A 26,019-nucleotide genomic window follows, 5' to 3' on the forward strand; every position below is an offset into this window, starting at 1 on the left:
TTGGTATAAGTAAAGGTAGCTTTATTTTGATGTTCTTCTGGTAGGCAGTACTTTTCGGTAAAAATTAAGCCATTGAAAAAGACACGCATCGTAACACTTATCAATTTGTTAGCTTTTGCATCAATTTGTTACAGTCAGACGGGGTCAATACCTGAGCAAACTATAGATACTGTAATCATACAATCTACTAGAATACAAAGTACTCTAGACAGAATTCCTGCCGCTGTTTCTGTAATTAAAACAGTACCACAAGATGCAACACGACAGCAATTATCACTACAAGAATATGTACAAGGAGTTCCTGGAGTTTTTACTCAGAATGTGACGAACTTTGCTCAAGATTTAAGAGTCTCTATACGCGGTTTTGGGGCCCGGTCTAGTTTTGGGATACGAGGGATAAAGCTTATTGTAGACGGCATACCAGAAACTACGCCAGATGGTCAAGGGCAATTAGATAACCTCACTTTAGGAATTATAGATCTTATAGAGGTTATAAAAGGGCCTAGCTCGAGTCTTTACGGAAATGCCTCTGGAGGAGTTATTGATATAAAAACAAGGTCTTATGATTCAGAAAATCTAGGTACTGATATAAAGGTGGGCGCTGGTGCTTTCGGTTTTCAAAATTATCAAGCCACAGCAGCTATAGGAGACTCACTAGCGAGTTATATCTTTCACGCAAATTATATGCAGTCTGATGGATACAGAGATCAAAGTGGTTTTGAGCAAATTAATACTAATTTTAAAGGAAAATTTGCACTTGCAGACAGCCTTTACCTAACCACCATACTTAATTACACAGATGCCCCGCAGGCAGATGACCCAGGAGGGTTGACATTAGAAGAGGTAAATGCAAACAGAAGACAAGCCCGCGATCGCAACCAGCTTTTTAAAACTGGAGAAGCTATCTCACAGCTTAAAGTAGGAGCGAGTTTAGAGTGGTTAATAAATAAAAAGAGCAGCTTCACCACCTATGGGTTTTATAGCAATAGGCTTTTTGATGGACTACTTCCTTTTGAAAATGGTGGCATAGTAGACCTCAATCGTAATTATATGGGTCAGGGAGCAGCCTATAGATATACTAAGGGTCATAACACCTTACAAGTAGGGTATGATTTTGCTTTTCAAAATGACAGTCGCCGCAGGTTTCAAAACCTTGAAGGCGAGCAAGGAGATCTTTCCCTTAGTCAAAAGGAGAAGTTTACAAACCTTGGAGTTTACCTTACAGATCACTTCAATATTAATAAATGGCTTTTTACCGCCGGGGCTAGATTTGATTACAATAAACTTTCGGCAGATGATGATTTTCTTAGCGACGGGGATGATTCTGGGAGTGTGACTTTAAATTCTTTTAATCCAAGTGTGGGTGTGAGTTACGCTTTCGCGAAAGCGTTTATACCCTTTATAAATGTGTCAACCAGTTTTGAAACTCCATCATTATCTGAGGTGTCTACGAGTCCAGATGGTCTTTCAGGCTTTAACGAAAATTTAGCTCCTCAAAAAGCGACAAGCGTTGAGGTGGGTGTAAAGGGAGCCTTAAGTAACAAGCTGCGTTATCAAGTAACCACTTTTAGTATAAATACACGTGACGACCTTGTCCCTTTTGAACTAGAAGCTTTTCCAGATCGCGAGTTTTATAGAAATGCAGGTAAAACTAACAGGCTAGGTGTTGAGGTAGAGGGGCAGTATGCCTTCTCAAAAAACCTGCAAGCCACAGCATCTTATACCTACTCAGATTTTACTTATGATGAGTTTACCGTGGGAGATACAGATTATGCGGGTAATGCCTTGCCTGGTATTGCAAAGCATATGTCTACTTTGGGATTATTATATGATACAGATGCAGGTTTTAGTGCACGGGTGAGTGCAAACTTTATAGGGTCACAGTTTGCACAAGATAGTAATGACACAGAGATAGACGGCTACGAGCTGGTAAACGTACAGCTTAGTTACCAGACTCTGTTTAGAGAAATACAAATCAAGCCGTATCTTGGGATCAATAATGCACTCGATCAAGAATACACAGATAATGTGCGTATCAATGCTTTTGGCAACAGGTTTTATGAGCCAGCACCTGGGTTTACAATGTATGGAGGGGTTATCTTAAATTTTTAAAAAGTGACAGAATTACAAACATATGCTATCGCCATCATAGGAGCCTTAATAGCTGGAGGGATTAACACCCTTGCAGGTAACGGTAGCGCCATAACACTCACCATACTAACCGAGGTGCTAGGCTTACCTCCTAATGTAGCAAACGGCACAAACAGAATAGGCATTTTTACACAGTGTGCAGCAACCTCGTGGGTGTTTCATAAAAACGGGAGGCTTAATATCGCTCGTCATAAAAAGTACATTATTCCCATTTTTATAGGCGCGGTTGCGGGAGGCCTGCTTGCGATAAATGTAAGTAATGAGCAGTTTAGAGCTGTGTTTAAATTTATGATGCTCTTTATGCTTGTTGCTGTACTCGTAAGACCTAAACGCTGGTTGCGAGAGACAGATCTTGAGTTTAGACCTAAGTGGTATATCTACATTCCTCTATTATTTGCACTAGGCTTTTATGGAGGGTTTATACAGATGGGGATGGGAGTCTTCTTTCTTATTATTATGGTGCTGGGTATGCGTATGAATATCATAGAAAGTAATGCGCTTAAAGGATTTGTCATAGGTCTCTATACGTTACTAGTGATAGGTCTATTCCATTACCAAGGTCTTATTGACTGGAAACTAGGGTTTATTATGGCTGTGGGACAAACTATAGGAGGTTTTCTCACCGCTCGCTTTGCCACAAAGTATAAGGGAGCAGATAAGGTGGCTTACTATGTTTTAATAGTAGTGCTCATAGCAGCCATTGCAAAATTATTTTTATTTTAAGTGTCCGTTTTCGCGAAAGCGTGATACCCACTCACATTATCAAAAAAAACTATTTATATGAAAAATCTCTATCTAGCAGCACTCACTTTTATGTCCATTATAGTAATAGGATGTGGAGAGCAAGGTCAAACAGAAAAGCAAGAAGAGATGCAACCCAAAAAGTTGCGTGCACTCGTAATAGATGGTCAGAATAATCACGGAGTATGGCCTAAAACTTCGGTGATGATGAAATCTTACCTTGAAGAAACAGGCCTATTTATAGTAGACCTTCATCGTGCAAAATACCTGTATCAAGGACCACACCACGGCACTGTAAATGGTATTAATCACGATAGTATAACAAAGCTGGTAGATCTATATAGATGGGAAGATTATAGAGTACATACCTCTACAGACACCATTACGCCAGACCCAAGTTTTAATCCACAATTTAATAAGTATGATGTGGTTATTTCAAATTTTGGGATGGACTCAAGCGAGTGGACAGATGAGGTAAAATCTAATTTTGAGCAGTATATGGCAAGCGGTGGAGGACTGGTAGTTGTACACGCGGCAAATAATTCCTTTGGAGACTGGGAGGCATATAACAAGATGATAGGTGTAGGTGGCTGGGGTCATCGTGACCTTACCAAAGGAAATCAGATTTATTATAATGAAAATGATGAGCAAGTTATCGCTCCTGTAAACGGTGAGGAATCTTCTCACGGCCCAGAGGTTGAGTTTTTAATTACGACCAGAGCGCCAGAGCATCCTATTATGAAAGATCTACCTGCAGAGTGGTTACATACTAAAGACGAATTATATGACCGCCTGCGTGGTCCTGCAGAAAATGTTACGGTGCTAGCCACTGCATACTCAGATGTAGAAGGTAATGCACAACCTTGGGCACCAGAAAATAAGGGGTCTGGGCGTACAGAGCCATTACTTATGGCTATTAACTACGAGGAGGGTCGCGTGTTTCATACAGCGCTAGGACATATGGATTACTCTATGGAGGGTGTTGGGTTTATTACAACACTACAAAGAGGGGCAGAGTGGGCAGCTACAGGAAAGGTGACCCAAGAGGCACCAAAAGATTTTCCAACAAAAAAGAGCGCAAAAATGCGCTCTTATAATCCTTTATAAAAATGTAATTAAGCGGCAAGTCTCCCCTTAATACGTTTCTCTATTTTTTTCTTTTTTACAGTAAGACGTTTCATAACCTCCATAAGGTGGCTATCTTTTGTTTTTTTGTAAATCTCGTTTATGGCAAGAATGAGTTTCTTTCCTTCTCTAGAAGCGGCAACTCTGTCGCTTGTAGACATATGACTCATTGTTCTATTTTCATAAACTTCAGCTTGTTGTAAGAGGTCCATAACTAATTTGTTTAATTTTAGGTTAAATTAATTAAACATTTTCTATTTGGCTAGAAATCTGAATCATTTATGATTATTTTATGATTTAAAAGCCTTATATGCAAGCCAAACCAAAAGCATTGTTAAAATTCTTTGAACCTGTTGTCTAGCAAGAAGTCGTTATCTGTAAGTGTTTTAAGAAAAGTAATGATTTTTTCTTTTTCATCTTGTGTGATGTCTAAGCCTAGCGTGCCATCTGGGCGTACAAGAAGTGGATCTAGATTATCACTTGCTGTAATACCGTTCGTATAAAAATCTAATACATCTTGTAGTGACTGCAATCTACCATCGTGCATATATGGAAAGGTGATCTCAATATTACGTAAACTGGGTACTTTAAACTTTCTATTATCTTCTGGTAAACCCGTGACACGTTCCCTACCTATATCATTAAATGCTGGGTCTATCGCCAGACCATTATTGCGATATGTCTGGTCTGTTTGCAATGTGCCTGCGTGACAGCTAGCACACTTAGCATCAAAGAGAATGCGACCCGCATCTTCATCTGGGGTGAGTGTGACGGCCTCACCGCGTTCCCACTTATCATATTTTGAGTTTCCACTTATCATCATCACTATAAATTGTGATAATGCCTTAAATGTGCGCTCTGTAGTAATCTCTTGGTCACCAAAAGCATTTGCATATAACTGCGGATAGTTGTCATCATCGCGCAGTTTATTAAGCACATTAGAGATGGTTTCATTCATTTCCTTTTCTGCAGTTATGGGTATGATGTATTGTGAGTCTAAAAACGTTGCGGCACCATCCCAAGTGAAGTCTGCCATAAATGCTAAGTTATGTAACGGCTGTGCATTGCGACTACCTATTTGCCCATCTACACCGTGACTGGTGATATGTGTATGATGGGTAAATGCAAACTCTTGTATGTGACAAAAACCACAAGAAACAACTCCATCTGAAGCGAGCCTGCCGTCAAAAAATAGTCTCTTACCCAGCTCAAATCCTTGCTCTGTAGGTGGGTTTTGGGTAACGTCATACGTACTCTCCGGAAAATTTGAAGGGATCTCAAAATTAAGCGCAGGATTTGGTAACGGCGTGTAGCCATCATCTGTCATTACGCTAGTGTCATCTGTGCTTTCTGTAGAGCAGGAGATTGAGATGAAAAGCAGTATGTATAATAGTTGTTTCATTTATTCTATACTAAATGCTGTGCGTACATTTTCGGCAATTTTTGGAGCATTTTCTGGGTCTACTTGTATATCATCTTTGGCTACAAGTGACATTGTGTTTGTGCTGTCAAAAATCTTAGCCACATCAAAATTAATAGTTTGAGTTGTGGTGGTTGATGCGGTTACCGCTTTCGCGAAAGCGAGATTAATTTCCTTATAATTATCCAGATTTGCACCGTGACTCCCTACGTGATAAGTAAACGGGTTTGCATCATCTGTATCTACTGTGGTTGAATAATTACCTTCAAATTTTAAAAACTTATATCCTGCAGACCAAGTCCATAACATACCAGCCTCCTCTGCAGTAGGAATAAAGTTTACAGATCCAGACTCAATAGGGTAGCGTGTAGGGTCTACACCAAAACCAAAGTTTATACTCGTATAGTCACCTACTGGGATGCTATCTAGTAGCGCCGTTTTTGTACCTGCCTCGTTTATTACAAAATAACTTCTATCTACCGGTATCGTATGGACGGTGTTATCTGACCTTGTAAGTTGTATGTTTGAAATAATATATTTTAGTTCTGAAACGCTGTACTCTTCACCACTTAGGTTTGCATAGGTTTGCGTGTTGAGTGTGAGTGGAGATGATGCAACGGTGTTCTCAAAGACTAGGTTTAAAGATCCATAAGCTGTATCCATTTCATCATTATCTTCATTGCACGATAGCAAGAGGAGTGCGATTGTACATAAAGCGATTATCTGTTTCATAATATTAATTAGTTAAGTTTTATAATTACGGCATCTGTTGCTCCTTTTGAGGCAACTAGGGGGCCACTTGTGCTATCTGTGTCTCCAGAGATAATTAAAGCTCCATCTGTAGTGGCGGTGATGCCATAGCCAAAATCTTGACCATTCCCGCCAAAGGATTGTTGCTTGAGCAACTCGCCGTCTTGATCTATAGAGACTACCCAGATATCGTTTTGGCCATTGTTAGTCGTTACCTGTCCATCTAGGCTACGCGAGGCACCCGTTATAGCATACCCATCTGGCGTTTGTATGATGCTACGAGTGGTTTCAAAATTGGATCCGCCTAGTGTTTTCTGCCAGAGTAGTTCTCCCTGGTCGCTTAGTTTTACGAGCCATACATCTGCGCTTCCGCGAAAGTTTGTTACATCTCCATCACTACTTCTCGTATCGCCGGCTAGTAGGTAGGCTCCATCTGGTGTGGTGGTAGCTGTATATGCAATTTCTATCTGGCTACCTCCTAGCGATCGCTCCCAGAGTAAATCTCCGCTAGCGCTAAGTCTTACTGCCCAGAAGTCATAACTTCCTTGCGAGTCTGATATGTCAAAGTCGTTACTTTCTGAGTTACCTACCATAAGTATCCCACCATCTGGTGCTTGTAGAGCCACATATGACCTATCGTTATTTGTACCTCCATAATACCTTCTCCACTCCAGGTTGCCGCTTGCGTCCAGTTTATGACCCCAAAACTCTCCTACGCCGTGTAGTGTAGCACGCGTATTATCGTTTGTGTTATTAGGGTCTTGTAAACCGTCATTGCCTTCTCCTTGAGATGCTGTTACGTCTAGAAATCCTGAGGTAAAGAAGCCACCATCTGTAGTCTGTATGAGTCCATATGCCTGATCTGAACCCGAAAAGCCATAGCTCTTCTGCCAGAGTATATTGCCTTGTGTATCAAGTTTTGCAATCCAGTGATCATAAAAACCGGCATTTTCTGTCATATCACCATCGCTGCTCTCGCTGTAGCCTAGTATGGCATATCCTCCATCTGTAGTTGTAATTACTTTTGTGCCTCGGCTATCCTCACTTCCGCCATAAGTTTTAGACCATTGTATAGCACCATCTTGATCTGCTTTAACAAGCCACAGTTTATTAATCTGGCTGTCATTATCTGTCACGTCACCATCTACACTTTGTGTGTGGCCTAGAGCAGCAAATCCTCCATCTGGAGTAGCTGTAATGGCTTGAAAGGTATCTACCTGGCTTCCGCCATAAATGCTTGTGTATTGTACTGTAAAACCTTCTTCTGGAGCTACGGTGTCGTCTGTGTTTACTACATCATCTGTTATAGTAATATCGTCTGTAAGAAGCTCTTCATCATCTTTACAAGCAATGGCAATGATGAGAAGTATATAAAGGGAATAAGTACGCTTTCGCGAAAGCGTAAACCACATCATATTTATAAAGTTATTTTTTTTCATACTTAAGTTCCAGATTTACGAATTATAAAGAGGCCCCGTGTGATATCTGAAATGATAATGTTACCACTATCAAAATAAGGGTATACACTCCAAGCTCCACTAAACTCTGTAGCATCATTTTCTGGGTGTGTGTCAAAAGAACCAATGTCTGTTATGCTGTCAAGGCTATTGCCGCTTATATCTGCAATGCGTAACCCTGCGGTGTAATTTGTTAGGTATAAATCAAAATCTTTTACATAGAGATTGTGGTCTATAGCTTGTGTAGGTCCAAAATAAGGACCGGTGTAAACGGGGTTGTCTAGGTCTGTAAGATCAAAGACGAGTGTTCTTGAGTTGAATCCAAATTCGGTTTCATCAAACTCATCATTTGCATAGTAAATCGTATGACTTTCATCAAACCAGCCTTGATGTATGTATCCTACGTTATCTTGACTCACCGTAGAGATGAGTTGTGGATTTTCTTTATCTGTTACATCTGCTATAACCACGACATCTTCATTGCTGGCTAGCAAAATTTCTCGGCCTACATAATCCATATCTGGACCGTTATAAGTTACCACTTGTGCATCGTGCGTATAGCCAGACCCTTCATAACCGCCTGCTGCAATAGGAGCAGATGGGGTGCTTATATCTATAAAATGTGGACCGCCTAAAAATGTTTCTGTACCTACAACATAAGCAAATCCAGAATCTTCATTTATTACAATATTATGCGCATTGCCTATGTCTGTATATAGCGCATCTGCATCAAAGGTTACGGGTGTGTTTTGTACATCACGTAATCTTGTAAGGTCAAAAACTTGCATCCCGTGGTTTGCGGCTTCACTCACAATAAATGCGTGGTCATTAAATACCTTTATGTCTCTCCATCTTGAGTTTATAGATGCTGTAGGTAGTTTACCTATGATGGTTGGACTTTCAGCATTTGTAATATCTATAAAAACAGTACTTGCCTGACCACCTAGTAAAGCATACTCACGAGATGTTGTAGCATCTGTCCAGCCCCAAATATCATTAAAGCCTGGTTCCCCTATAGTCTCTTGTGATAGATGCGACATAAGATCATAGTTAGAGCAAGGGTATATGTTTGCCATTCCACCATCACAGGCTGTGCGTACAAGTATGTCTGTAACTACCTGTTCTGGTGTGGTAGGCGCTTCGGGTTCTGGTAACCCTGTGGCATCATCATCTTTACAAGAGAGAATGAGAAGTGCTAGAATGAGTATGTAAGAGGTTATCTTCATTGTATAATTAGTCGTGTAGTACTGTGGTCTGTTTTTACAAAGTAAACACCTTTATTTAATTCTCTAATAGATATAGTACCATTCTCAAGGAGTGTCTTTTCAATAACTTTTTGTCCCAGAACATTGTAAATCTTTACATCGCCTATAGGTTCTTTACTAGAAAGATGTACTTCATCTATCGCAGGATTTGGGTATATAGCTACCGAAATATTTTGGTTATCTATATCATTAACGCCTAGAGAGCTGTTTTGTTTTACAAGAAAAAAACCACCGCCTCCACTTAGTACGATGTTGCCACTTTCAAAATATGGATAGACATTCCAAAGTCCGCCACCAAATCCCGCCGAATCATTTGCAGGATAGGTGTCAAAGAAGCCCATCTCTTCTATACTACCATTTTCTATACCTGAAATATTGATGAGCCGCATCCCTGCGCGGTAGTTTGATAAATAAAATAGATCACCCAGTACGTAGCCATTATGGTCTATCGCTTCTGTAGGCCCTTCATACTCAAAAGACAATATCGGGTTGTCAAGATCATTAAAGTCAAAAACGATAGTTCTCGTATTAAAACCAAAGTCTATCTCATCTGTTTCATCACCTAGTAAGAAATAGCGCTGGTCTTCTGTAAACCAGCCTTGGTGTGTATAGCCTATGGTAGGATAGGTAATTGTAGAAATCTCAACGGGATTTGCTTTGTCTGTTATGTCTACAAGCGCAACAATATTTGCATTACTTCCTATTAGTATTTCTCTACCTGTATAATCTGTATCTGGACCGCTATAGGTTACTACCTGTGCATCGTGACTGTAATTATTGAGCCCATAACCTCCAGCTGCTGTAGGGTTTGTGGGGTCTGAAATATCTATAAAATGAGGTCCTCCGTTAAAGGTTTGTGTACCCACTGCATATGCATATCCGCTCTCAGGATTGATTACAATATTATGTGCATTACCAAAGCCATCGTAGTGTGCATCTTCTGTAAATGTTACAGGAGTAGCCGTTATATCTGTAAGTCTTGTGAGGTCAAAAACTTGCATACCGTGTCCATTTGCCTCGCTTACTATGAAAGCGTGATTTTCATAAACCTTAATATCTCTCCATACACTTTCTGTAGTGTGCGTAGGCAAAGTACCTATAAGAACAATTTCATTTGGGTTTGATATATCTACAAAAGCAGTACCGTTGCCTAAACCTATGATGGCGTACTCTGTACCATCATCAGGATTAGTCCATCCCCAGCTGTCATTTACAAATGTAGTGTTGAGGTCTGCCTCAGTAAGTCTGTCTTGAAGGTCAAAACCTAAACAAGGAAACTCACCCGCCATTCCATTCTCACAAGGTGTTTGACTAGATAATAAAGTTACCTGGAAAACGGTAAAAAGAATTCCAAGTAGTATGTTCTTAGTAATATATATTCTCATAGACGTGAGGATTAGTTTAGATAAATATACTAATGCAACAAGTGAGACGGGTAATTCCCTACAAAGGATTACTCTATTTAACACTTACCTAGCTGTCATATTAGTTTTTATTGATCTTTAGAAATAGGTTTGATTATCTTTGCGCCTATGTTAGAAGATAAAAATCAAGAGCGCACATCATTATCAGAATTAGGTGAGTTTGGACTTATAGACCACCTTACAAAACACTTTAAAATACACCATACATCTACAGTAAAGGGTGTGGGTGATGATGCTGCAGTTCTCAATTTTCCAGATGAGCAGATTGTCGTTACTACAGACCTGCTTGTAGAAGGGGTGCATTTTGATTTAAGCTATGTACCTTTAAAACACCTTGGGTACAAAGCGGTAATGGTAAATCTATCTGATGTATATGCGATGAATGCAGAAGCTACACAGATAACCGTATCAATAGCAGTTTCTAATAGGTTTCCCCTAGAGGCAATAGAGGAGTTATATGCAGGTATACAAACTGCGTGTAATAATTATAAGGTAGACTTAGTGGGAGGAGATACAACCTCGTCTAACGTAGGTCTCGTTATAAGTGTTACTGCAATAGGTAAAGCAGCTCCAGAAGAATTAGCTAAAAGATCTACAGCAAAGGCTGGTGATTTACTTGTAGTGTCTGGAGATGTAGGAGCAGCATATATGGGATTACAAATCTTAGAAAGAGAGAAAGCTGTTTTTAAAGTAAATCCAAGTAGTCAGCCAGACCTTGAGCAATATAGTTATCTTATTGAAAGACAGCTCAAGCCAGAGGCACGTAAGGATGTAAAGTCTATCTTACAATCCCTAGAAGTACAGCCTACATCAATGATAGATGTGAGTGATGGCTTGTCATCAGAGATATTACACATTTGTAAAAATTCAAGTGTTGGATGTAATCTGTATGAGGATAAAATTCCGCTAGATCCACAAGTGATAAGTAGCTGTGAAGAGTTTGAACTTGATAGCACAACCATCGCATTAAGTGGTGGAGAAGATTATGAGCTGCTGTTTACTATTAAACAGGAAGACTTTCCAAAAATTAAGGCAAACCCTAATTTTTCAATCATAGGCCATATGACCGAAGAAAAAGAAGGAGCTCACCTTATTACAAGAGCAAATACTAAGATACCTCTTATAGCTCGTGGTTGGAATGCACTTTCTAATGAAGACTAGGAAGTACGTGACATTTTAGTGATGTAAAAATTTTCGTACACCTCATTAATGCGACGCATTTTTGGAGTAAGTGGGGTGTAGTGACCATAACCATCTAGCGTATATTGTTTTTTACAGTGCGTGCATTCAAATTCTTTTAAATGTGACTGGTAACGCTTTGTAAGACGATACTTGTGTCCAAAAATTTTACAAGCAACAGCGGCTAGTTGATTTCTTTTAGGTTGTAGGGGGGTAATTTCTATGGATTTCATTTCTTATGATTTGGGATATCAAAGTAAATAAATATCTACCAAATACACAAATATATCGACCAAAAGCATAAAAATTAATTTATACGTTAAAGTGGCTTAACGATTTACAAGTAGGGAAAGTGTAAAATTCCCTATTAGTTTTACCTACTTTAGGTCTAATCCAGACCTGAAGATGTTGTTACAAATTCTTCCAGAAGCTTCGCCACTAGCTCTGTGTGTGAGATATGAGACATATGGCCACTATCTATGATTTTAAAAAATGCTATGTCTTTTTCAAAGTGGTCTTTATGAGTTTCTGCATTTATAATCCAGTCTGTAGCTCCTAGTATCATTCCTTGTGCAAAGGGAGCTTTTTTCCAGAAAGTGCTTAGGTCCTCACGTACTTGCATTCCACTATTTGCTGCAATATATCCTTGTACAGGAGTTTTTAATGCGTGATATAAGGCTTCACTTATTTGATCGTGGTGGTTTGCTTTTGTCTTGGGGTCAAAAAGATTTGTAAAAGACATACGTACTAGCTGCTCGTACTGTGTTTTTGCCATTTTATTTGCCCTTGTGCGCAATGCTACGCGCTCATCGTCATCTGGTAGTGGTGTTGAGTTAAGTAAACAAAGTGATGTGATACGTTCTGGTTGCGCTTTCGCGAAAGCGAGACCCACATAACCACCCATAGAGTGGCCTACTAGATGCATTTTTGTGATTGCTAGAATGTTAACCACTGTTTGTACAGCGGCCGCCATATCTTCCATAGTGTGCACATATCCAGTATGACCAGAAGCACCGTGTCCCAAAAGGTCAATACAAATGACTCTATGTCGAGATGCAAGTTTACTTTGTATAGCGTCCCACATAGTATGGTTTTCAAGAAAACCGTGAAGCAAAATAATAGGTGTACCAGATCCTGTATCTGTATAAAAAATGGAAGCACCTTTGTGGTTAATGGTCATTAGTTCTATATTGGAGGGCAAATATCAAGCAACCTATGAGAATGACCAAACAAACCTTCATTACAGCCTTTGCGCTGTTCTCTCTTTTTTTTGGCGCAGGTAACTTAATTTTACCTCCATTCTTAGGTTATAATGCCGGGAGCTCTTGGTGGTTAGTACTTTTAGGTTTTATTGTGTCTGCAGTTGTGATACCTATACTCGCCATCTATGGGCACGCTAGATTGCAAGGTACAATGCTAGACTTTGCAAAAAAGGTATCGCCACTATTTGCTTTATTATATGGTATAATTGTTTATGCTATCTCTATTGCTTTACCAGCGCCTCGCACTGCCTCTGTAACCTATGAGATGGCTATACAGCCATATTTTGATATCTCAAGTTTAACCTTAAGTAGCCTCTATTTTATTCTTGTCTTAGTTTTTGTGCTCAATAGGTCAAAAATGATGGACATTGTAGGTAAGTACCTCACTCCAGCTATATTAATTATTCTAGCTATTGTAATAGGTGTAGGTCTTTTTGGAGAATATGAGCCTATGCGCGCTTCTATTTTTGACAATACAATTACGAGCGGTATACTTGAAGGTTATCAAACTTTTGATGCCATAGGCGGTGTTGTAGTAGGAGGTGTAATTGTCATATCATTAGGATTTAAAAATAGCACCCCTACCGAAAATAAGAGAATCATCACACAAGGAGGAATCATTGCTGGCTTAGGATTGTTATTTATTTATGGCGGCCTTATCTATCTAGGTGCTTTGCGTAGCGGAGGTGCAGAAGTAACAGATCGCACGGCTTTATTATCTATGCTTAGTGTAGACACACTAGGAGCTGTGGGTAGTAGAGTACTTGCGGTATTAGTTAGTCTTGCCTGTTTTACAACGGCAGTAGGTATTGTGACAGGTACATCAGACTTTGTAAAAGGGATTTTTAATAATTCGCAACTTGCATATAACATAACTGCGGTACTAGGTTGTGTGCTGGGTGTGGTAATGGGACAGCTAGATGTAATGTCTATTATTGCCGTAGCCGTACCTGCACTTATGTTTATTTACCCTATAACCATTGTGTTGATTATACTCAATGCCTTACCAGATAAATGGACAACGGTACTTGTGTTTAGGTCTGTAGTGATTGCGACTATTTTATTTAGCGCGCCAGATTTCTGGGCATCATTAGGCTTTAGTGAGCAAATGAAGGGTATACAAGAATTTATACCCCTAGGCACGGTAAGCTTAGGCTGGTTATTGCCTGCTGTGATAACACTTATTGCGGTAAATGTTTTTACGCTTTCGCGAAAGCGCACTACTTAAGATTGTAATTTTTTAATGGCAGAAAATGCTCTGTCTACAAGCTCATCTTCTACCAGAATTATAAATTCATTTGTAGTTGAAATCACCTCTTGAAGCGATATACCTTCCCAAGCAAGGCGTTTAAAAATCTGATAATATAAGCCAGCAACAGCTGTATTACCTTGTGGCAATCGTATACTTATAGCCGAAAGGTTGCCTTGAAAATTGAGTATGTTTTCTGTTTTAAAGTGATCTCTTATGTGCGCCTCCTCACTAGCAGAGCTTATGAGTGTGCTCTCGTGTATACCGCGTGTAAACGTGTAAAACACCTGCTGGTTTGTAGCGATGGTACTAAGTATCTGAGCGTGATTTTGGATAAGAGTTCCAGAGTTTTGAAATGTAAAAACGATTAGTTTTGATCGTACCGTGATATCACCTAGACCATTAAGGACCTCCTTGAGTCGTAATGATTTTTGAGTATCTGTAGGAGATGCATATCGTCTCAACGCCATAAGTATAGCGCCGTCTTTTACAGGCTTTTTAAGCATCTTAGACACTAGCGGATTTAAGTTTTCGGCTAGTGCGGCATAGTTTATTATCTTTTGAGATAATGCTTCTTCTAGGTAGGGCTGCTTTGCAATAATGGCCGCTACGCAATCTGATATTGTATTCAAATCGTTATATAATTAACATTTTGTTCAAAATTAGTCTATTTTCTTCATTTATGCGGTTAGAATGAGTCACAGAAATACATTTGTATAAAAATGTAACCTATGCAAGTATTAAAATTTGGAGGAACCTCAGTAGGATCTATAGAAAATATGGTTTCTGTGCGTCATATCATAGACTCACCACAACCTAAGATTGTTGTACTATCTGCAATGTCTGGTACTACAAATGCTCTTGTTGCTATTGCAACTGCAGCACGAGAAGGTGACGTAGCTACAGCACATAAAACAAGAGGAGATTTACAATCTAGATATGATGATGTTATTGAGCAATTGTTTACAGATAAACATATTAAATCTCTGGTTATTGGATATGTAGATGAGGTGTTTGCAGAGGTAGAGAGAATCACGGTAGAGAAGGAAATCACCTTGCAAATGGAAGAAGCTATTGTCGCTCAAGGTGAGTTGCTGTCTACATTTATATTTTGTCATTTTTTACAACAAGAAGGACTTAGTGCGGCTTTATTACCAGCATTAGAGTTTATGAGAATAGATAAGGATAATGAGCCAGACCAGTTTTATATACGTCAAAATCTTGAGCGCGTGATAGAAAATGCGGGTCAGCATACCATTTACATCACACAAGGCTTTATATGTCGCAACTATAGTGGTGAGATATCAAACCTACAACGAGGAGGAAGCGATTATACAGCAACCATAGTAGGTGCTGCAATTGAGTCTAGCGAGGTGCAAATCTGGACAGATATAGACGGTTTTCATAACAACGACCCGCGGTTTGTAGAGGAAACAAAAGCAATAGGTGCCCTCTGTTATGATGAGGCAGCAGAGCTCGCTTACTTTGGCGCAAAAATATTACACCCTCAGACTGTACAGCCCTTGCGAGAAGCGCGCATCCCATTACGTTTAAAAAATACAATGGAGCCAGATGCATCTGGTACTGTAATAACACACAAGTCGCAAGGTGAAGGAATTAAAGCAATAGCTGCCAAAGATGGTATAACCGCACTTAAAATAAAGTCGAGCAAAATGTTACTCGCCCACGGTTTTTTAAGCAAAGTGTTTGACGTATTTGCACGCTATGAGACATCAATAGATATGATTACCACATCAGAAATCGCAGTGTCACTTACCATAGATGACACGAGTAATCTTGATGCTATTTTAACTGAGCTTGTTCAATTCTCACAAGTTGTGGTAGATGATAAGCAAAGTATAATATGCTTAGTGGGTAATGCGGTAAACCGTCATCCAGATACACATAAACTTTTTCAAGTACTGCAAGATGTTCAAGTGCGTATGATTTCCTTTGGAGGGAGTGACCATAACATATCTATACTAGTTGCTACAGAAGATAAAAAACGAGCACTTTCTTTATTACAAGAATATATGTTTGCAACCCCAGTTGCTTAATTAGAGAGTCTAATAAAAACAAAAGCCCATCATTTTTATAAATGATGGGCTTTTTATATGATGTAACTAGCGCGTCTAGCTATTCATTAAATCTTCTATTTCTTGTACCGTGATAGGGATATCACGCATAAGGTTAAAAGGCTCGCCAGACTCTTGGATAACTACATCATCCTCTAGTCTAATCCCAAAACCTTCATCTGGAATGTAAATTCCTGGCTCTACGGTAAAGACTTGATTTGCCTGCATAGGTTCGTGTAGTAAACCATAGTCGTGCGTGTCAAGGCCTATGTGGTGAGAAGTACCGTGCATAAAGTACTTCTTGTATGCTGGCCAGTCTGGGTTTTCATTTTGTACATCTGCCTTGTCTAGTAGTCCTAAGCTTAGTAGCTCAGAAGTCATAATCTTACCTACCTCTACGTGGTATTGCTCCCATAAAGTTCCTGGTACTAGGAGTTTTGTTGCCTCGTCTTTTACTTTTAAAACAGCATTGTAAACAGCTTTTTGTCTATCTGTAAAACGACCACTCACAGGTATGGTGCGCGTCATATCACTAGAGTAATTTGCATACTCTGCACCTACATCCATAAGGATAAGGTCTCCAGCCTTACATTGCTGGTTGTTTTCTATATAGTGGAGTACGTTCGCATTATTACCAGATGCAATAATAGGTGTGTAGGCAAACTTTTTAGAACGGTTTCTTAAAAACTCGTGTATATATTCTGCTTCAATCTCATATTCCCATACCCCAGGTTTTACAAATCCAAGCACACGACGGAAGCCTTTATTAGTAATATCACAAGCCTTTTGCATAAGGTCTAGCTCTATTTGATCTTTTACAGAGCGCAGGCGTTGTAAGATAGGGTTGCTCTTTGCTACACTGTGAGCAGGGTACTTTGCTTTCCACCATTTTGTAAAGCGATCTTCACGAGTCTCTGTCTCAACACTTGCTCTGTAGTGCTCATTAGTATTTACATATACCGTCTCTGCATAGGTCATAAGTTCTGCAAATACTTTTTCTAGGTCTTGCAGCCAGAGTACCGTTTTAACTCCAGAAGTAGCTGTGGCTTTTTCTTTGGTAAGTTTTTCACCTTCCCAGACAGCTATATGATCATTTGTTTCTCTTACAAAAAGAATCTCGCGATACTTCTCTTTTGGACAGTCCGGAAACATAACAAGTACAGACTCTTCTTGGTCTACACCACTTAAGTAAAAAATATCACGGTGTTGCTCAAAAGGGAGTGTACTATCTGCACTCACGGGGTAAATGTCATTACTATTAAAAACGGCTAGACTATTTGGCTTCATTTGTGCCATAAAGTTTTTGCGGTTTTTTGTAAAAAGTGCGTTGTCTATAAGGTCGTATTTCATTGTAACTCTTGATTAGAATGTAAAAATACAAATTTGGGTACGCTTTCGCGAAAGCGTAACAACTCATAACCCCAAAAAAGGACTTCTACTTGTTAAACTAAATCCAAAAGTTTTCTTAAAATAAGTCCTTTGCGTATTTTCATTGCCTTATAAAATCCAAACCAAATGAACATACGTTACTTTCTAGCATCTGGAGCGCTGCTTTTTGCGCTTGCAAATGGAAACTCACAGCAAGCTGCATCTACAACGCAACAACAAGAGCAGGCTGTTAAAGAAAAAATGCTAGCAGCTCAAAATAGTCTTGTAAAAAATATTCCTTTTGAAAACATAGGTCCTTCTATTATGAGTGGCCGTGTGGTAGATCTAGCTATTAATCCAGATATGCCATCAGAGTTTTATGTAGGTTATGCTTCTGGAGGGTTGTGGTATACTAATAATAATGGGACCACATTTACCCCAGTGATGGATAATGCTCCTACACAAAACGTAGGAGAAGTAACAGTGCACTGGCCTAGTAATACTATCTGGGTGGGTACGGGAGAAAACAATGCATCGCGCTCTAGTTATGCTGGGATAGGCCTTCTCAAATCTACAGATGGTGGCAAGACTTGGAAAAATATGGGTCTTACAGACTCGCACCATATAGGGCGCATCCTTATTAATCCAGAAAATCCAGATGAGGTTGTGGTAGGCGCAGTGGGGCACTTATACTCAAAAAATGAAGAACGTGGAGTTTATAAAACTACAGATGGTGGCCTCACCTGGAAAAAGACGCTGTATGTAGATGATGCCTCTGGTATCATTGATATAGATAATGATCCAAATGATTTTAACCTGATGTATGCCTCTTCTTGGGAGAAGGATAGAAAGGCGTGGAATTTTGAAGGCTCTGGTAGTGGCTCTGGTATTTACAAGAGTACAGATGCTGGTGACACTTGGACAAAGTTATATAGCTTTCCTGCTGGTAAGGGAGTAGGTCGTATAGGTCTTGCAGTGTATGATAAAAATACGGTGTATGCTGTGCACGATAGCCAGTTTAGAAGAGAAGAGGGTAAGAAAAGACCACAAAAATCTGATGCTTTATACAAAGATGATTTTAAAACAATGAGTGTTGCTCAGTTTTTAAGTTTAGATAACAAGCGACTCGATAACTTTTTAAAGTCTAACGGCTTTCAAGAAAAGTACAGAGCTGCAAACGTAAAGTCTATCGTGAGACAAGGTGATGCTGTACCTGCAGATATTGCAACCTATTTACAAACGGCAAACACACAGCTTTTTGACACACCTGTAGTAGGAGCAGAGGTATATAGATCTAATGATGGAGGGAAGACCTGGAAAAAAACACATAAAGGATACATAGACGCGCTTTACTATAGTTACGGCTATTACTTTGGAGAGATTAATGTAAATCCATCAGATAAGGAAGATATCTACATTTACGGAGTACCTATTGTAAAGTCTAAAGATGGAGGTAAAACCTTTACAAGCATAAGTGCAGAAAATGTACACTCAGATCATCACGCATTATGGATTAATCCAAAAAATGAAAATCACCTCATAAATGGTAATGACGGTGGTGTAAACATAAGTTATGATGATGGTGCAAACTGGATAAAAGCAAACGACCCATCTGTAGGGCAATTTTACTACATACAGGTAGATAATCAAGAGCCTTACAACGTGTATGGCGGTCTTCAAGATAATGGTGTATGGGTTGCACCTAGCAATGCATCACAAGATAAATCTTGGTTGCAAAGAGGGCAGTACCCTTGGGAGATGATTATGGGAGGAGATGGTATGCAAGTGCAGGTAGATAATAGAGATGCAAATATTGTGTACACTGGATTTCAATTTGGGAGTTATTATCGTATTAACCGTGAGACGGGTGAAAACAAGAGATTTGATATCAAGCACGAGTTAGGAGAAACGCCTTATCGTTTTAACTGGCAGACGCCTATCTTACTAAGTAGTCATAACCAAGACATCTTATATCTAGGTGGTAATAAGTTAATGCGATCTATGAATCAAGGTGATGACTGGGTAGCTATAAGTCCAGATCTTACTAACGGCGGTAAGCCGGGTAACGTCGCTTACGGTACACTCGCTACAGTTTCAGAATCTCCGTTTGAGTTTGGACTTATTTATACAGGTAGTGATGATGGTAAGGTAAGTGTAACGACTAATGGTGGTGGCGACTGGAAAGATATTACAGGTACATTGCCAAAAGACTTATGGGTATCTCGCATTGTGGCAAGTGAGCATAAAAAAGAGCGTGTATATGTAACCCTTAACGGTTATAGATGGGATGATTTTAAAACCTACGTTTATGTTTCTGATAATTATGGGGAGACTTGGAAAGACATTTCGGCAAACATCCCTATGTCTCCGGTAAATGTTATTGTAGAAGACCCAGTAAAGGATAATATCCTTTATGTAGGTACAGATAATGGTGCTTATGTGAGTCTAGATGGTGGTACTTCTTATCACGCTTTCGCGAAAGCTGAATCTGGAGACAGCACAGCACCACTTCCAGCTGTAGCCGTACACGATATGAAAATTCAAAAGAAAGCAAACCATCTCTTGCTAGGAACCCACGGAAGAAGCATCTACAGAACAGATCTTAGTGCTATTCAAAACGTGTCTCTTGATAAAACGGCAGAGATTTTTGATATCGCCGAAGTTGAGCATAGCCGAAGATGGGGAACAAGCTGGAGTAACTGGTCTGATCCTTTTGAGCCATCTACGCCTATAAGTTACTACACGAGCAACGCAGGTAAATACGAGTTAGTCGTAAAAAGTACAGAAGGAAAGGAGTTAAACCGTATGGCGTTAAATCCAGCAGCGGGAATTAACCAAGTCTCGTATGACTTAACGATTACTGAAAAAGGAAAAAAATATCTTGAAAAAGCAGATAGTTCTCTCAATATTAAGAAAACAAAAAACGGAAAATATTATCTACCTAAAGGAACATATACTGTCGTTTTAGACGGTGGAGGTGGTAATACAGAAGTTGCAACTACCACGCTGTTAGTTGATTAGTAGCGCTTTTGAAATCTTTTTTAGAACCCATTGCCTCGTAAGATGTAATGGGTTTTTTAATGTCTAGTAAGTCCTTTTCAAAAATTTTGAAAGTGTTTAATCATATATAGGTTTAGGTAGGAGGTGATTGTTAAATCTTGAACAGCTGCGTTAAGGTTTTTATAATGATTCTAAATAGTAAGAATACAAACGCTCTAAGGTTGCTAAAACAACGTTTGCGCCGTATTTTTGTTGGGATTATTCCAAACTAAAACTAAATGAGCGGATTATTAAAATCTTCAATAGGGCGTAAAGTAGCAATGGCACTTTCCGGACTCTTTCTTGTGATCTTTTTGACACAACACTTCGTGATCAACAGTACAGCTGTAATTGATCCAGATACGTTTAATGCTTGGTCCCACTTTATGGGTACAAACCCATTAGTACAGTTTGCGTTGCAACCTGTGTTAATCTTTGGAGTGGTTTTTCACTTTGTGATGGGCTTTGTGTTAGAATTACAAAACAGAAAAGCGCGTCCTGTTAAGTATGCAAACTACAAAGGAGGAGAAGCAGCGCCTTGGACTTCTCGTAATATGATTTTATCAGGACTTGTGATTCTTGCGTTTTTAGGTCTTCACTTTTATGATTTCTGGATTCCAGAGATGATTCATAAATATGTTGAGTTTGCACCAGAAGATCCTACAAGATATTATGCAGAGACTGTGCATAAATTTGAAAGCCCAGTGCGAGTGGCACTTTATGTAATATCATTTGTATTACTTGCTTTACACTTATGGCACGGGTTTGCTTCTACTTTTCAGTCTGTTGGTTTTAATAATGCATACTCAAAAGCACTTTCAAAATTTGCAAAGGTTTGGGCAGTTGCAATACCAGTAGGTTTTATACTTATTGCTGTGTACTTACACCTTAACCAAATCCCTCACTAAAAAATATAGCTATGGCATTAGATTCTAAAATACCTCAAGGACCACTAGCTGATAAGTGGACAAAACATAAAAATGACATTAATCTTGTAAACCCTGCAAACAAGCGTCTTATAGATGTAATCGTTGTAGGTACGGGTCTTGCCGGAGGATCTGCAGCAGCAACGCTTGCAGAGCTTGGGTATAACGTAAAAGCTTTTTGTTTTCAAGATTCACCTCGTCGTGCACACTCTATTGCTGCACAAGGAGGTATAAACGCCGCAAAAAACTATCAAGGAGATGGAGACTCAACATACCGTTTATTTTATGATACGGTAAAGGGTGGTGATTACCGCTCTAGAGAGTCTAATGTATACCGTCTTGCTGAGGTTTCGGCAAATATTATTGACCAGTGTGTCGCACAAGGAGTTCCTTTTGCACGTGATTATGGTGGGCTATTAGACAACCGTTCTTTTGGAGGGGTGCTTGTGAGTCGTACCTTCTACGCAAAAGGTCAAACAGGACAACAATTATTACTAGGTGCTTACTCTGCGATGAACCGCCAGATAGGTCGTGGTAAGATTAAAATGTATAACCGTCACGAGATGCTAGACATCGTAAAAGTAGACGGTAAAGCGCGTGGTATTATAACACGTAACTTAATAACAGGTGAGATAGAGCGTCACAGTGCGCACGCCGTTGTGTTAGGAACTGGAGGATATGGTAACGTGTTCTACCTTTCTACTAACGCGATGGGGTCTAACGTAACTGCTGCTTGGAAAGCTCACAAACGTGGTGCTTACTTTGCAAACCCTTGTTATACTCAAATACATCCTACGTGTATCCCAGTATCTGGTGATCACCAGTCTAAGCTTACCCTTATGTCTGAGTCATTACGTAATGATGGTCGTATATGGGTGCCTGCAAAGAAAGAAGACGCAATTGCAATACGCGAGGGGCGTCTTAAGCCTACAGATCTTAAAGAAGAAGATAGAGATTACTACCTAGAGCGTCGTTACCCAGCATTTGGTAACCTTGTACCTCGTGATGTTGCCTCAAGAGCGGCAAAAGAGCGTTGTGATGCAGGCTTTGGTGTAAATAAAACAGGAGAGGCCGTTTACCTTGACTTTGCTTCGGCAATAGAGCGTTATGGTAAAGAGCAAGCATATGTACAACACCTTGATGCAAATGATAAGGCACTTGTAAAGAAGCTAGGTCAAGAAGTTGTAAAAACAAAGTATGGTAACTTATTCCAGATGTACAACAAGATTGTAGATCAAGATCCATACAACACGCCTATGATGATTTACCCAGCGGTACATTACACAATGGGAGGTCTATGGGTAGATTATAACTTACAGACTACTGTAGAAGGATTATATGCGATAGGAGAAGCAAACTTCTCAGATCACGGTGCAAACCGCCTAGGAGCTTCTGCTCTTATGCAAGGTCTTGCAGATGGATACTTTGTACTGCCATACACAATAGGTGATTACTTATCACACGATATACGTACGGGACCTATCTCAACAGATACTCCAGAGTTTGAAGAAGCAGAGCAAAATGTACGTAAGCAAGTAGATGCCCTTGTAAATAACGAAGGAACTAAAGCTGTAGATTATTTCCATAAAAAGCTCGGAAAGATTATGTGGAACAAATGTGGGATGTCTCGTAACGCGACAGATCTACAGAGCGCCATAGATGAAATCTCTGCACTACGTGATGAGTTCTATAAAGAAGTAAGAGTGCCAGGTACTCAAAATGAGTTTAACGAAGAGCTTGCAAAAGCGTTACGTGTGGCAGACTTCTTAGAGTTAGGTGAGCTATTTGCAAAAGATGCACTTACTCGTAACGAGTCTTGTGGAGGTCACTTTAGAGAAGAATCTGTAGAGCTAGACGGACCGCAAAAAGGAGAAGCATTACGTGATGACGAAAACTTTACATTCGTATCTGCGTGGGAGTATAAAGGAGCGCCAAAAGATGCAGTATTGCATAAAGAAGAGCTCAACTATGAGAACATTGAAGTAAAACAAAGAAGTTATAAATAAGAAAGATATATGAAACTAACGTTAAAAATTTGGCGTCAAAAAAACGCACAAGCTAAAGGACAAATGGTGACATACCCTATCGATGGTATCGATGGAGATATGTCTTTCTTAGAGATGATGGATGTGCTTAACAATAAGCTCATTAATGAAGGAGAAGAGCCAGTGGTGTTTGATCACGATTGTCGTGAAGGTATCTGTGGGTCTTGTTCTATGTTTATTAATGGAGAAGCACACGGGCCAGATCGTCTTGTAACAACTTGTCAGCTACATATGCGCAAGTTTAAAGATGGTGAGACTATTACAATAGAGCCTTTTAGAGCAGATGGATTCCCAGTGATAAAAGATCTTATGGTAGATCGTTCTGCTTTTGATCGTATACAGCACGCTGGAGGATTTATTTCTGTAAATACTTCTGGTAATACACAAGATGCAAACTCAATTCCAATAGAAAAGGCAGATGCAGACGACGCTTTTGCTGCAGCAACTTGTATAGGTTGTGGTGCTTGTGTTGCAAGCTGTAAAAATGCAAGTGCAATGTTATTTGTATCTGCAAAGGTGAGCCAGTTTGCTTTATTACCGCAAGGTCAAGTAGAGGCTACAGATCGTGTTCTTAATATGGTAAAACAGATGGACGAAGAAGGATTTGGAAACTGTACAAACACAGGGGCTTGTGAGGTTGAGTGTCCTAAAGGGATTTCTCTTGAAAACATCGCCCGTATGAACCGTGAGTACCTTTCTGCTAGTCTTAAAGGATAACAAGAATGTAAGCGTTGCAACATAGCAACACAAATAGATTATATAAAAGTCTCAAGCCACTAAGGTTTGAGACTTTTTTTTATGCTTTCGCGAAAGCGTTATAACCCATCATATAGTTATCGGGAGGTGTTGGTTTTTTTATTTCAAATGACAAAAAGGGTCTTTTGACCCTAACATAAGCTATGAATTAAGGTGATATTTACAGCATAAGTAACCCCATTAACATATAAGACATTATGAAAATTACCATTGTTGTTATTGTAATTATCCTTCTAGCGCTTGCCTTTTTGTCTTAAGTCTACCTAAGCAAATTTGTGCGCATTAAAATGATTTCAAGATTTAGATATCAAAATCAGTAGTAAATAATCTTTTAAATATTTTAAAAAAATCCGTCTTAAAAACGGATTTTTTTTTGTCATGATTCTTTTTATTCAGACCCACAAATGGGTTCTCTATATTCTTATTAAAACGTTATTAAAAACCGTCCTAAGCAAGCCTAAAAGCCCTTGCTAGGCTAGTTTTAAACCATTAAAATTCCAATTGTTAATAAGATTGAAAACGAGTTGTAAATAATTGAAAATCAAGTAAATGAGCATATAATTTTAGAAATTTTTATGAAAAGTAAGAAATAACCTGTGTTGAAAACTTTGTGAATAACGACAGTGTTAATTCTGAAGCCTCCGGCTCTTTTTTCTTGATATTTGTTAGTCCCAAGTAGAATGAAAAAGATTAATAATTAAAAGAAAAAGTATGAGCTTCGTAGAACCAATCCTAGCAGAAAATAAAGATAGATTTGTGATATTCCCTATACAGCACGATGATATATGGGAGTGGTATAAGAAGTCTGAAGCTAGTTTTTGGACTGCAGAAGAGATAGACCTTCACCAAGATCTTGTAGATTGGAAAGGAAAACTTACAGAAGATGAGCGCTACTTTATAAAACACATACTTGCTTTCTTTGCAGCATCAGACGGTATTGTAAATGAAAATCTAGCAGAAAACTTTGTAAATGAAGTACAATACTCAGAAGCAAAATTCTTCTACGGTTTCCAGATTATGATGGAAAACATACACTCTGAAACCTACTCATTACTTATTGACACCTATGTAAAAGACGAGGTAGAGAAGGACAAGCTTTTTAATGCACTTGAAAACTTTCCTGCAATTAAGAAAAAAGCAGACTGGGCTCTTAAATGGATAGACTCACCAAGCTTTGCAGAGCGTCTTATCGCATTTGCAGCAGTAGAGGGAATCTTTTTCTCAGGAGCATTTTGTTCTATATACTGGTTAAAGAAGAGAGGGCTTATGCCAGGACTTACATTCTCAAACGAGCTTATCTCTCGTGATGAGGGCGTACACTGTGATTTTGCCGTACACCTGCACAATCACCACCTTGTAAATAAAGTGCCAAAAGAGCGTATTACAGAGATTATCGTAAACGCACTAGATATAGAGCGTGAGTTTATCACGGAGTCACTTCCGGTAAGTCTTATTGGGATGAATTCAAACTTAATGACACAGTACTTAGAGTATGTGACAGACCGTTTACTTACAGAGCTAGATTGTGAGAAAGTATACAATACGGCAAATCCATTTGACTTTATGGATATGATTTCACTTCAAGGTAAAACTAACTTCTTTGAGAAGCGAGTAGGAGAGTATCAAAAAGCAGGAGTTGTAAAAGATAAAGATGACGACGGTAGTGGTCAGTCTATAAGCTTTGATGCATCTTTCTAAAGCATTATAATAAATAATAAATAGGTGGAAGAGGTTTACTTTTCCGCTTTCGCGAAAGCGTAACAACACGCAATCGCCATAACATTAAC

General features: G+C 39.2%; 21 protein-coding genes. 11 read left to right on the forward strand and 10 right to left on the reverse strand.

Going from position 1 to position 26,019, the window contains the following annotated elements:
- Positions 1-72 precede the first annotated feature (72 nt).
- Genes Q0948_RS11960 through Q0948_RS11970 form a run of 3 tightly spaced genes read left to right on the forward strand, consistent with a single transcriptional unit; the run spans position 73 to position 3,999 of the window.
- Positions 73-2,112: a TonB-dependent receptor gene (locus Q0948_RS11960; RefSeq protein WP_298352943.1), complete on the forward strand. Its 2,040-nt coding sequence runs from the start codon at positions 73-75 to the stop codon at positions 2,110-2,112.
- Between the two features lie 3 nt (positions 2,113-2,115).
- Positions 2,116-2,874, forward strand: a complete 759-nt coding sequence (locus Q0948_RS11965) for a sulfite exporter TauE/SafE family protein (RefSeq protein ID WP_038598944.1) — start codon at positions 2,116-2,118, stop codon at positions 2,872-2,874.
- Positions 2,875-2,931: 57 nt separating this feature from the next.
- Positions 2,932-3,999 carry a ThuA domain-containing protein gene (locus tag Q0948_RS11970; RefSeq protein ID WP_298352947.1) on the forward strand — a complete coding sequence of 356 codons (1,068 nt, stop codon included), beginning with the start codon at positions 2,932-2,934 and terminating at the stop codon, positions 3,997-3,999.
- 8 nt (positions 4,000-4,007) lie between these two features.
- On the opposite strand, the gene Q0948_RS11975 is transcribed toward Q0948_RS11970, so the two are convergent.
- The 6 genes from Q0948_RS11975 to Q0948_RS12000 form a co-directional block, all read right to left on the reverse strand.
- Positions 4,008-4,229 carry a hypothetical protein gene (locus tag Q0948_RS11975; RefSeq protein WP_035327058.1) on the reverse strand — a complete coding sequence of 74 codons (222 nt, stop codon included), beginning with the start codon at positions 4,227-4,229 and terminating at the stop codon, positions 4,008-4,010.
- Between the two features lie 122 nt (positions 4,230-4,351).
- Positions 4,352-5,419 carry a cytochrome c peroxidase gene (locus tag Q0948_RS11980; protein WP_298352952.1) on the reverse strand — a complete coding sequence of 356 codons (1,068 nt, stop codon included), beginning with the start codon at positions 5,417-5,419 and terminating at the stop codon, positions 4,352-4,354.
- A complete protein-coding gene (locus tag Q0948_RS11985; RefSeq protein WP_298352954.1) occupies positions 5,420-6,169 on the reverse strand; it encodes an MbnP family protein in 750 nt (249 codons plus the stop codon).
- A gap of 8 nt (positions 6,170-6,177) precedes the next feature.
- Positions 6,178-7,626 carry a hypothetical protein gene (locus tag Q0948_RS11990; RefSeq protein ID WP_298352957.1) on the reverse strand — a complete coding sequence of 483 codons (1,449 nt, stop codon included), beginning with the start codon at positions 7,624-7,626 and terminating at the stop codon, positions 6,178-6,180.
- Positions 7,627-7,628: 2 nt separating this feature from the next.
- The gene (locus Q0948_RS11995; protein ID WP_298352960.1) at positions 7,629-8,870 is read right to left on the reverse strand and encodes a choice-of-anchor B family protein; all 1,242 of its coding nucleotides are present in this window, start codon (positions 8,868-8,870) and stop codon (positions 7,629-7,631) included.
- Positions 8,867-10,294, reverse strand: a complete 1,428-nt coding sequence (locus Q0948_RS12000) for a choice-of-anchor B family protein (RefSeq protein ID WP_298352963.1) — start codon at positions 10,292-10,294, stop codon at positions 8,867-8,869. Before Q0948_RS12000 ends, Q0948_RS11995 begins: the two co-directional genes overlap by 4 nt.
- 147 nt (positions 10,295-10,441) lie before the next feature.
- On the opposite strand from Q0948_RS12000, the gene thiL reads away from it, so the two are divergent.
- Positions 10,442-11,494: a thiamine-phosphate kinase gene (gene thiL / locus Q0948_RS12005; RefSeq protein ID WP_298352966.1), complete on the forward strand. Its 1,053-nt coding sequence runs from the start codon at positions 10,442-10,444 to the stop codon at positions 11,492-11,494.
- Here thiL and Q0948_RS12010 read toward each other — a convergent pair.
- Positions 11,491-11,745 (reverse strand): hypothetical protein, encoded by a 255-nt coding sequence (locus tag Q0948_RS12010; protein WP_038598960.1) that lies wholly within the window; start codon positions 11,743-11,745, stop codon positions 11,491-11,493. The genes thiL and Q0948_RS12010 overlap by 4 nt on opposite strands.
- Before the next feature lie 155 nt (positions 11,746-11,900).
- Positions 11,901-12,692: an alpha/beta hydrolase gene (locus Q0948_RS12015; RefSeq protein ID WP_298352975.1), complete on the reverse strand. Its 792-nt coding sequence runs from the start codon at positions 12,690-12,692 to the stop codon at positions 11,901-11,903.
- A 41-nt stretch (positions 12,693-12,733) separates the two neighbouring features.
- On the opposite strand from Q0948_RS12015, the gene brnQ reads away from it, so the two are divergent.
- On the forward strand, positions 12,734-14,002 hold the full coding sequence (gene brnQ / locus Q0948_RS12020) for a branched-chain amino acid transport system II carrier protein (protein WP_366875579.1): 1,269 nt from the start codon (positions 12,734-12,736) through the stop codon (positions 14,000-14,002).
- Here brnQ and Q0948_RS12025 read toward each other — a convergent pair.
- Complete coding sequence (locus tag Q0948_RS12025; protein ID WP_035327077.1) at positions 13,999-14,655, reverse strand: hypothetical protein; 657 nt, start codon at positions 14,653-14,655, stop codon at positions 13,999-14,001. The two genes, brnQ and Q0948_RS12025, sit on opposite strands and share 4 nt — an antisense overlap.
- A gap of 99 nt (positions 14,656-14,754) precedes the next feature.
- Between Q0948_RS12025 and Q0948_RS12030 the strand changes: the two genes are divergently transcribed.
- Positions 14,755-16,080, forward strand: a complete 1,326-nt coding sequence (locus tag Q0948_RS12030) for an aspartate kinase (protein ID WP_298352982.1) — start codon at positions 14,755-14,757, stop codon at positions 16,078-16,080.
- A gap of 75 nt (positions 16,081-16,155) precedes the next feature.
- Here Q0948_RS12030 and Q0948_RS12035 read toward each other — a convergent pair whose 3' ends face one another.
- Positions 16,156-17,448: an aminopeptidase P family protein gene (locus Q0948_RS12035; protein ID WP_298352985.1), complete on the reverse strand. Its 1,293-nt coding sequence runs from the start codon at positions 17,446-17,448 to the stop codon at positions 16,156-16,158.
- Between the two features lie 165 nt (positions 17,449-17,613).
- Between Q0948_RS12035 and Q0948_RS12040 the strand changes: the two genes are divergently transcribed.
- The 5 genes from Q0948_RS12040 (at position 17,614) to Q0948_RS12060 (ending at position 25,930) form a co-directional block, all read left to right on the forward strand.
- The gene (locus Q0948_RS12040) at positions 17,614-20,487 is read left to right on the forward strand and encodes an exo-alpha-sialidase (RefSeq protein ID WP_298352988.1); all 2,874 of its coding nucleotides are present in this window, start codon (positions 17,614-17,616) and stop codon (positions 20,485-20,487) included.
- A 257-nt stretch (positions 20,488-20,744) separates the two neighbouring features.
- Positions 20,745-21,413: a succinate dehydrogenase cytochrome b subunit gene (locus Q0948_RS12045; protein WP_038598978.1), complete on the forward strand. Its 669-nt coding sequence runs from the start codon at positions 20,745-20,747 to the stop codon at positions 21,411-21,413.
- Between the two features lie 11 nt (positions 21,414-21,424).
- Positions 21,425-23,437: a fumarate reductase/succinate dehydrogenase flavoprotein subunit gene (locus Q0948_RS12050; RefSeq protein ID WP_298352995.1), complete on the forward strand. Its 2,013-nt coding sequence runs from the start codon at positions 21,425-21,427 to the stop codon at positions 23,435-23,437.
- A 9-nt stretch (positions 23,438-23,446) separates the two neighbouring features.
- The gene (locus Q0948_RS12055; protein ID WP_298352998.1) at positions 23,447-24,193 is read left to right on the forward strand and encodes a succinate dehydrogenase/fumarate reductase iron-sulfur subunit; all 747 of its coding nucleotides are present in this window, start codon (positions 23,447-23,449) and stop codon (positions 24,191-24,193) included.
- 750 nt (positions 24,194-24,943) lie between these two features.
- Positions 24,944-25,930, forward strand: coding sequence for a ribonucleotide-diphosphate reductase subunit beta (locus Q0948_RS12060; protein ID WP_298353001.1), 987 nt, complete (start codon positions 24,944-24,946; stop codon positions 25,928-25,930).
- Positions 25,931-26,019 lie beyond the last annotated feature (89 nt).

Origin of the sequence: uncultured Dokdonia sp. (assembly GCF_947496725.1) — a bacterium.
In the GTDB taxonomy this organism is placed as follows: domain Bacteria; phylum Bacteroidota; class Bacteroidia; order Flavobacteriales; family Flavobacteriaceae; genus Dokdonia.

What these genes read in the sequence shown, in the direction of transcription:
- Q0948_RS11970 (WP_298352947.1), top strand. Translation starts at nt 2,932, where the DNA reads ATGAAAAATCTCTATCTAGCAGCACTCACTTTTATGTCCATTATAGTA.
- Q0948_RS11975 (WP_035327058.1), bottom strand. Translation starts at nt 4,229, where the DNA reads ATGGACCTCTTACAACAAGCTGAAGTTTATGAAAATAGAACAATGAGT.
- Q0948_RS11980 (WP_298352952.1), bottom strand. Translation starts at nt 5,419, where the DNA reads ATGAAACAACTATTATACATACTGCTTTTCATCTCAATCTCCTGCTCT.
- Q0948_RS11985 (WP_298352954.1), bottom strand. Translation starts at nt 6,169, where the DNA reads ATGAAACAGATAATCGCTTTATGTACAATCGCACTCCTCTTGCTATCG.
- Q0948_RS11990 (WP_298352957.1), bottom strand. Translation starts at nt 7,626, where the DNA reads ATGAAAAAAAATAACTTTATAAATATGATGTGGTTTACGCTTTCGCGA.
- Q0948_RS11995 (WP_298352960.1), bottom strand. Translation starts at nt 8,870, where the DNA reads ATGAAGATAACCTCTTACATACTCATTCTAGCACTTCTCATTCTCTCT.
- Q0948_RS12000 (WP_298352963.1), bottom strand. Translation starts at nt 10,294, where the DNA reads ATGAGAATATATATTACTAAGAACATACTACTTGGAATTCTTTTTACC.
- thiL (WP_298352966.1), top strand. Translation starts at nt 10,442, where the DNA reads ATGTTAGAAGATAAAAATCAAGAGCGCACATCATTATCAGAATTAGGT.
- Q0948_RS12010 (WP_038598960.1), bottom strand. Translation starts at nt 11,745, where the DNA reads ATGAAATCCATAGAAATTACCCCCCTACAACCTAAAAGAAATCAACTA.
- Q0948_RS12015 (WP_298352975.1), bottom strand. Translation starts at nt 12,692, where the DNA reads ATGACCATTAACCACAAAGGTGCTTCCATTTTTTATACAGATACAGGA.
- brnQ (WP_366875579.1), top strand. Translation starts at nt 12,734, where the DNA reads ATGACCAAACAAACCTTCATTACAGCCTTTGCGCTGTTCTCTCTTTTT.
- Q0948_RS12030 (WP_298352982.1), top strand. Translation starts at nt 14,755, where the DNA reads ATGCAAGTATTAAAATTTGGAGGAACCTCAGTAGGATCTATAGAAAAT.
- Q0948_RS12035 (WP_298352985.1), bottom strand. Translation starts at nt 17,448, where the DNA reads ATGAAATACGACCTTATAGACAACGCACTTTTTACAAAAAACCGCAAA.
- Q0948_RS12040 (WP_298352988.1), top strand. Translation starts at nt 17,614, where the DNA reads ATGAACATACGTTACTTTCTAGCATCTGGAGCGCTGCTTTTTGCGCTT.
- Q0948_RS12045 (WP_038598978.1), top strand. Translation starts at nt 20,745, where the DNA reads ATGAGCGGATTATTAAAATCTTCAATAGGGCGTAAAGTAGCAATGGCA.
- Q0948_RS12050 (WP_298352995.1), top strand. Translation starts at nt 21,425, where the DNA reads ATGGCATTAGATTCTAAAATACCTCAAGGACCACTAGCTGATAAGTGG.
- Q0948_RS12055 (WP_298352998.1), top strand. Translation starts at nt 23,447, where the DNA reads ATGAAACTAACGTTAAAAATTTGGCGTCAAAAAAACGCACAAGCTAAA.
- Q0948_RS12060 (WP_298353001.1), top strand. Translation starts at nt 24,944, where the DNA reads ATGAGCTTCGTAGAACCAATCCTAGCAGAAAATAAAGATAGATTTGTG.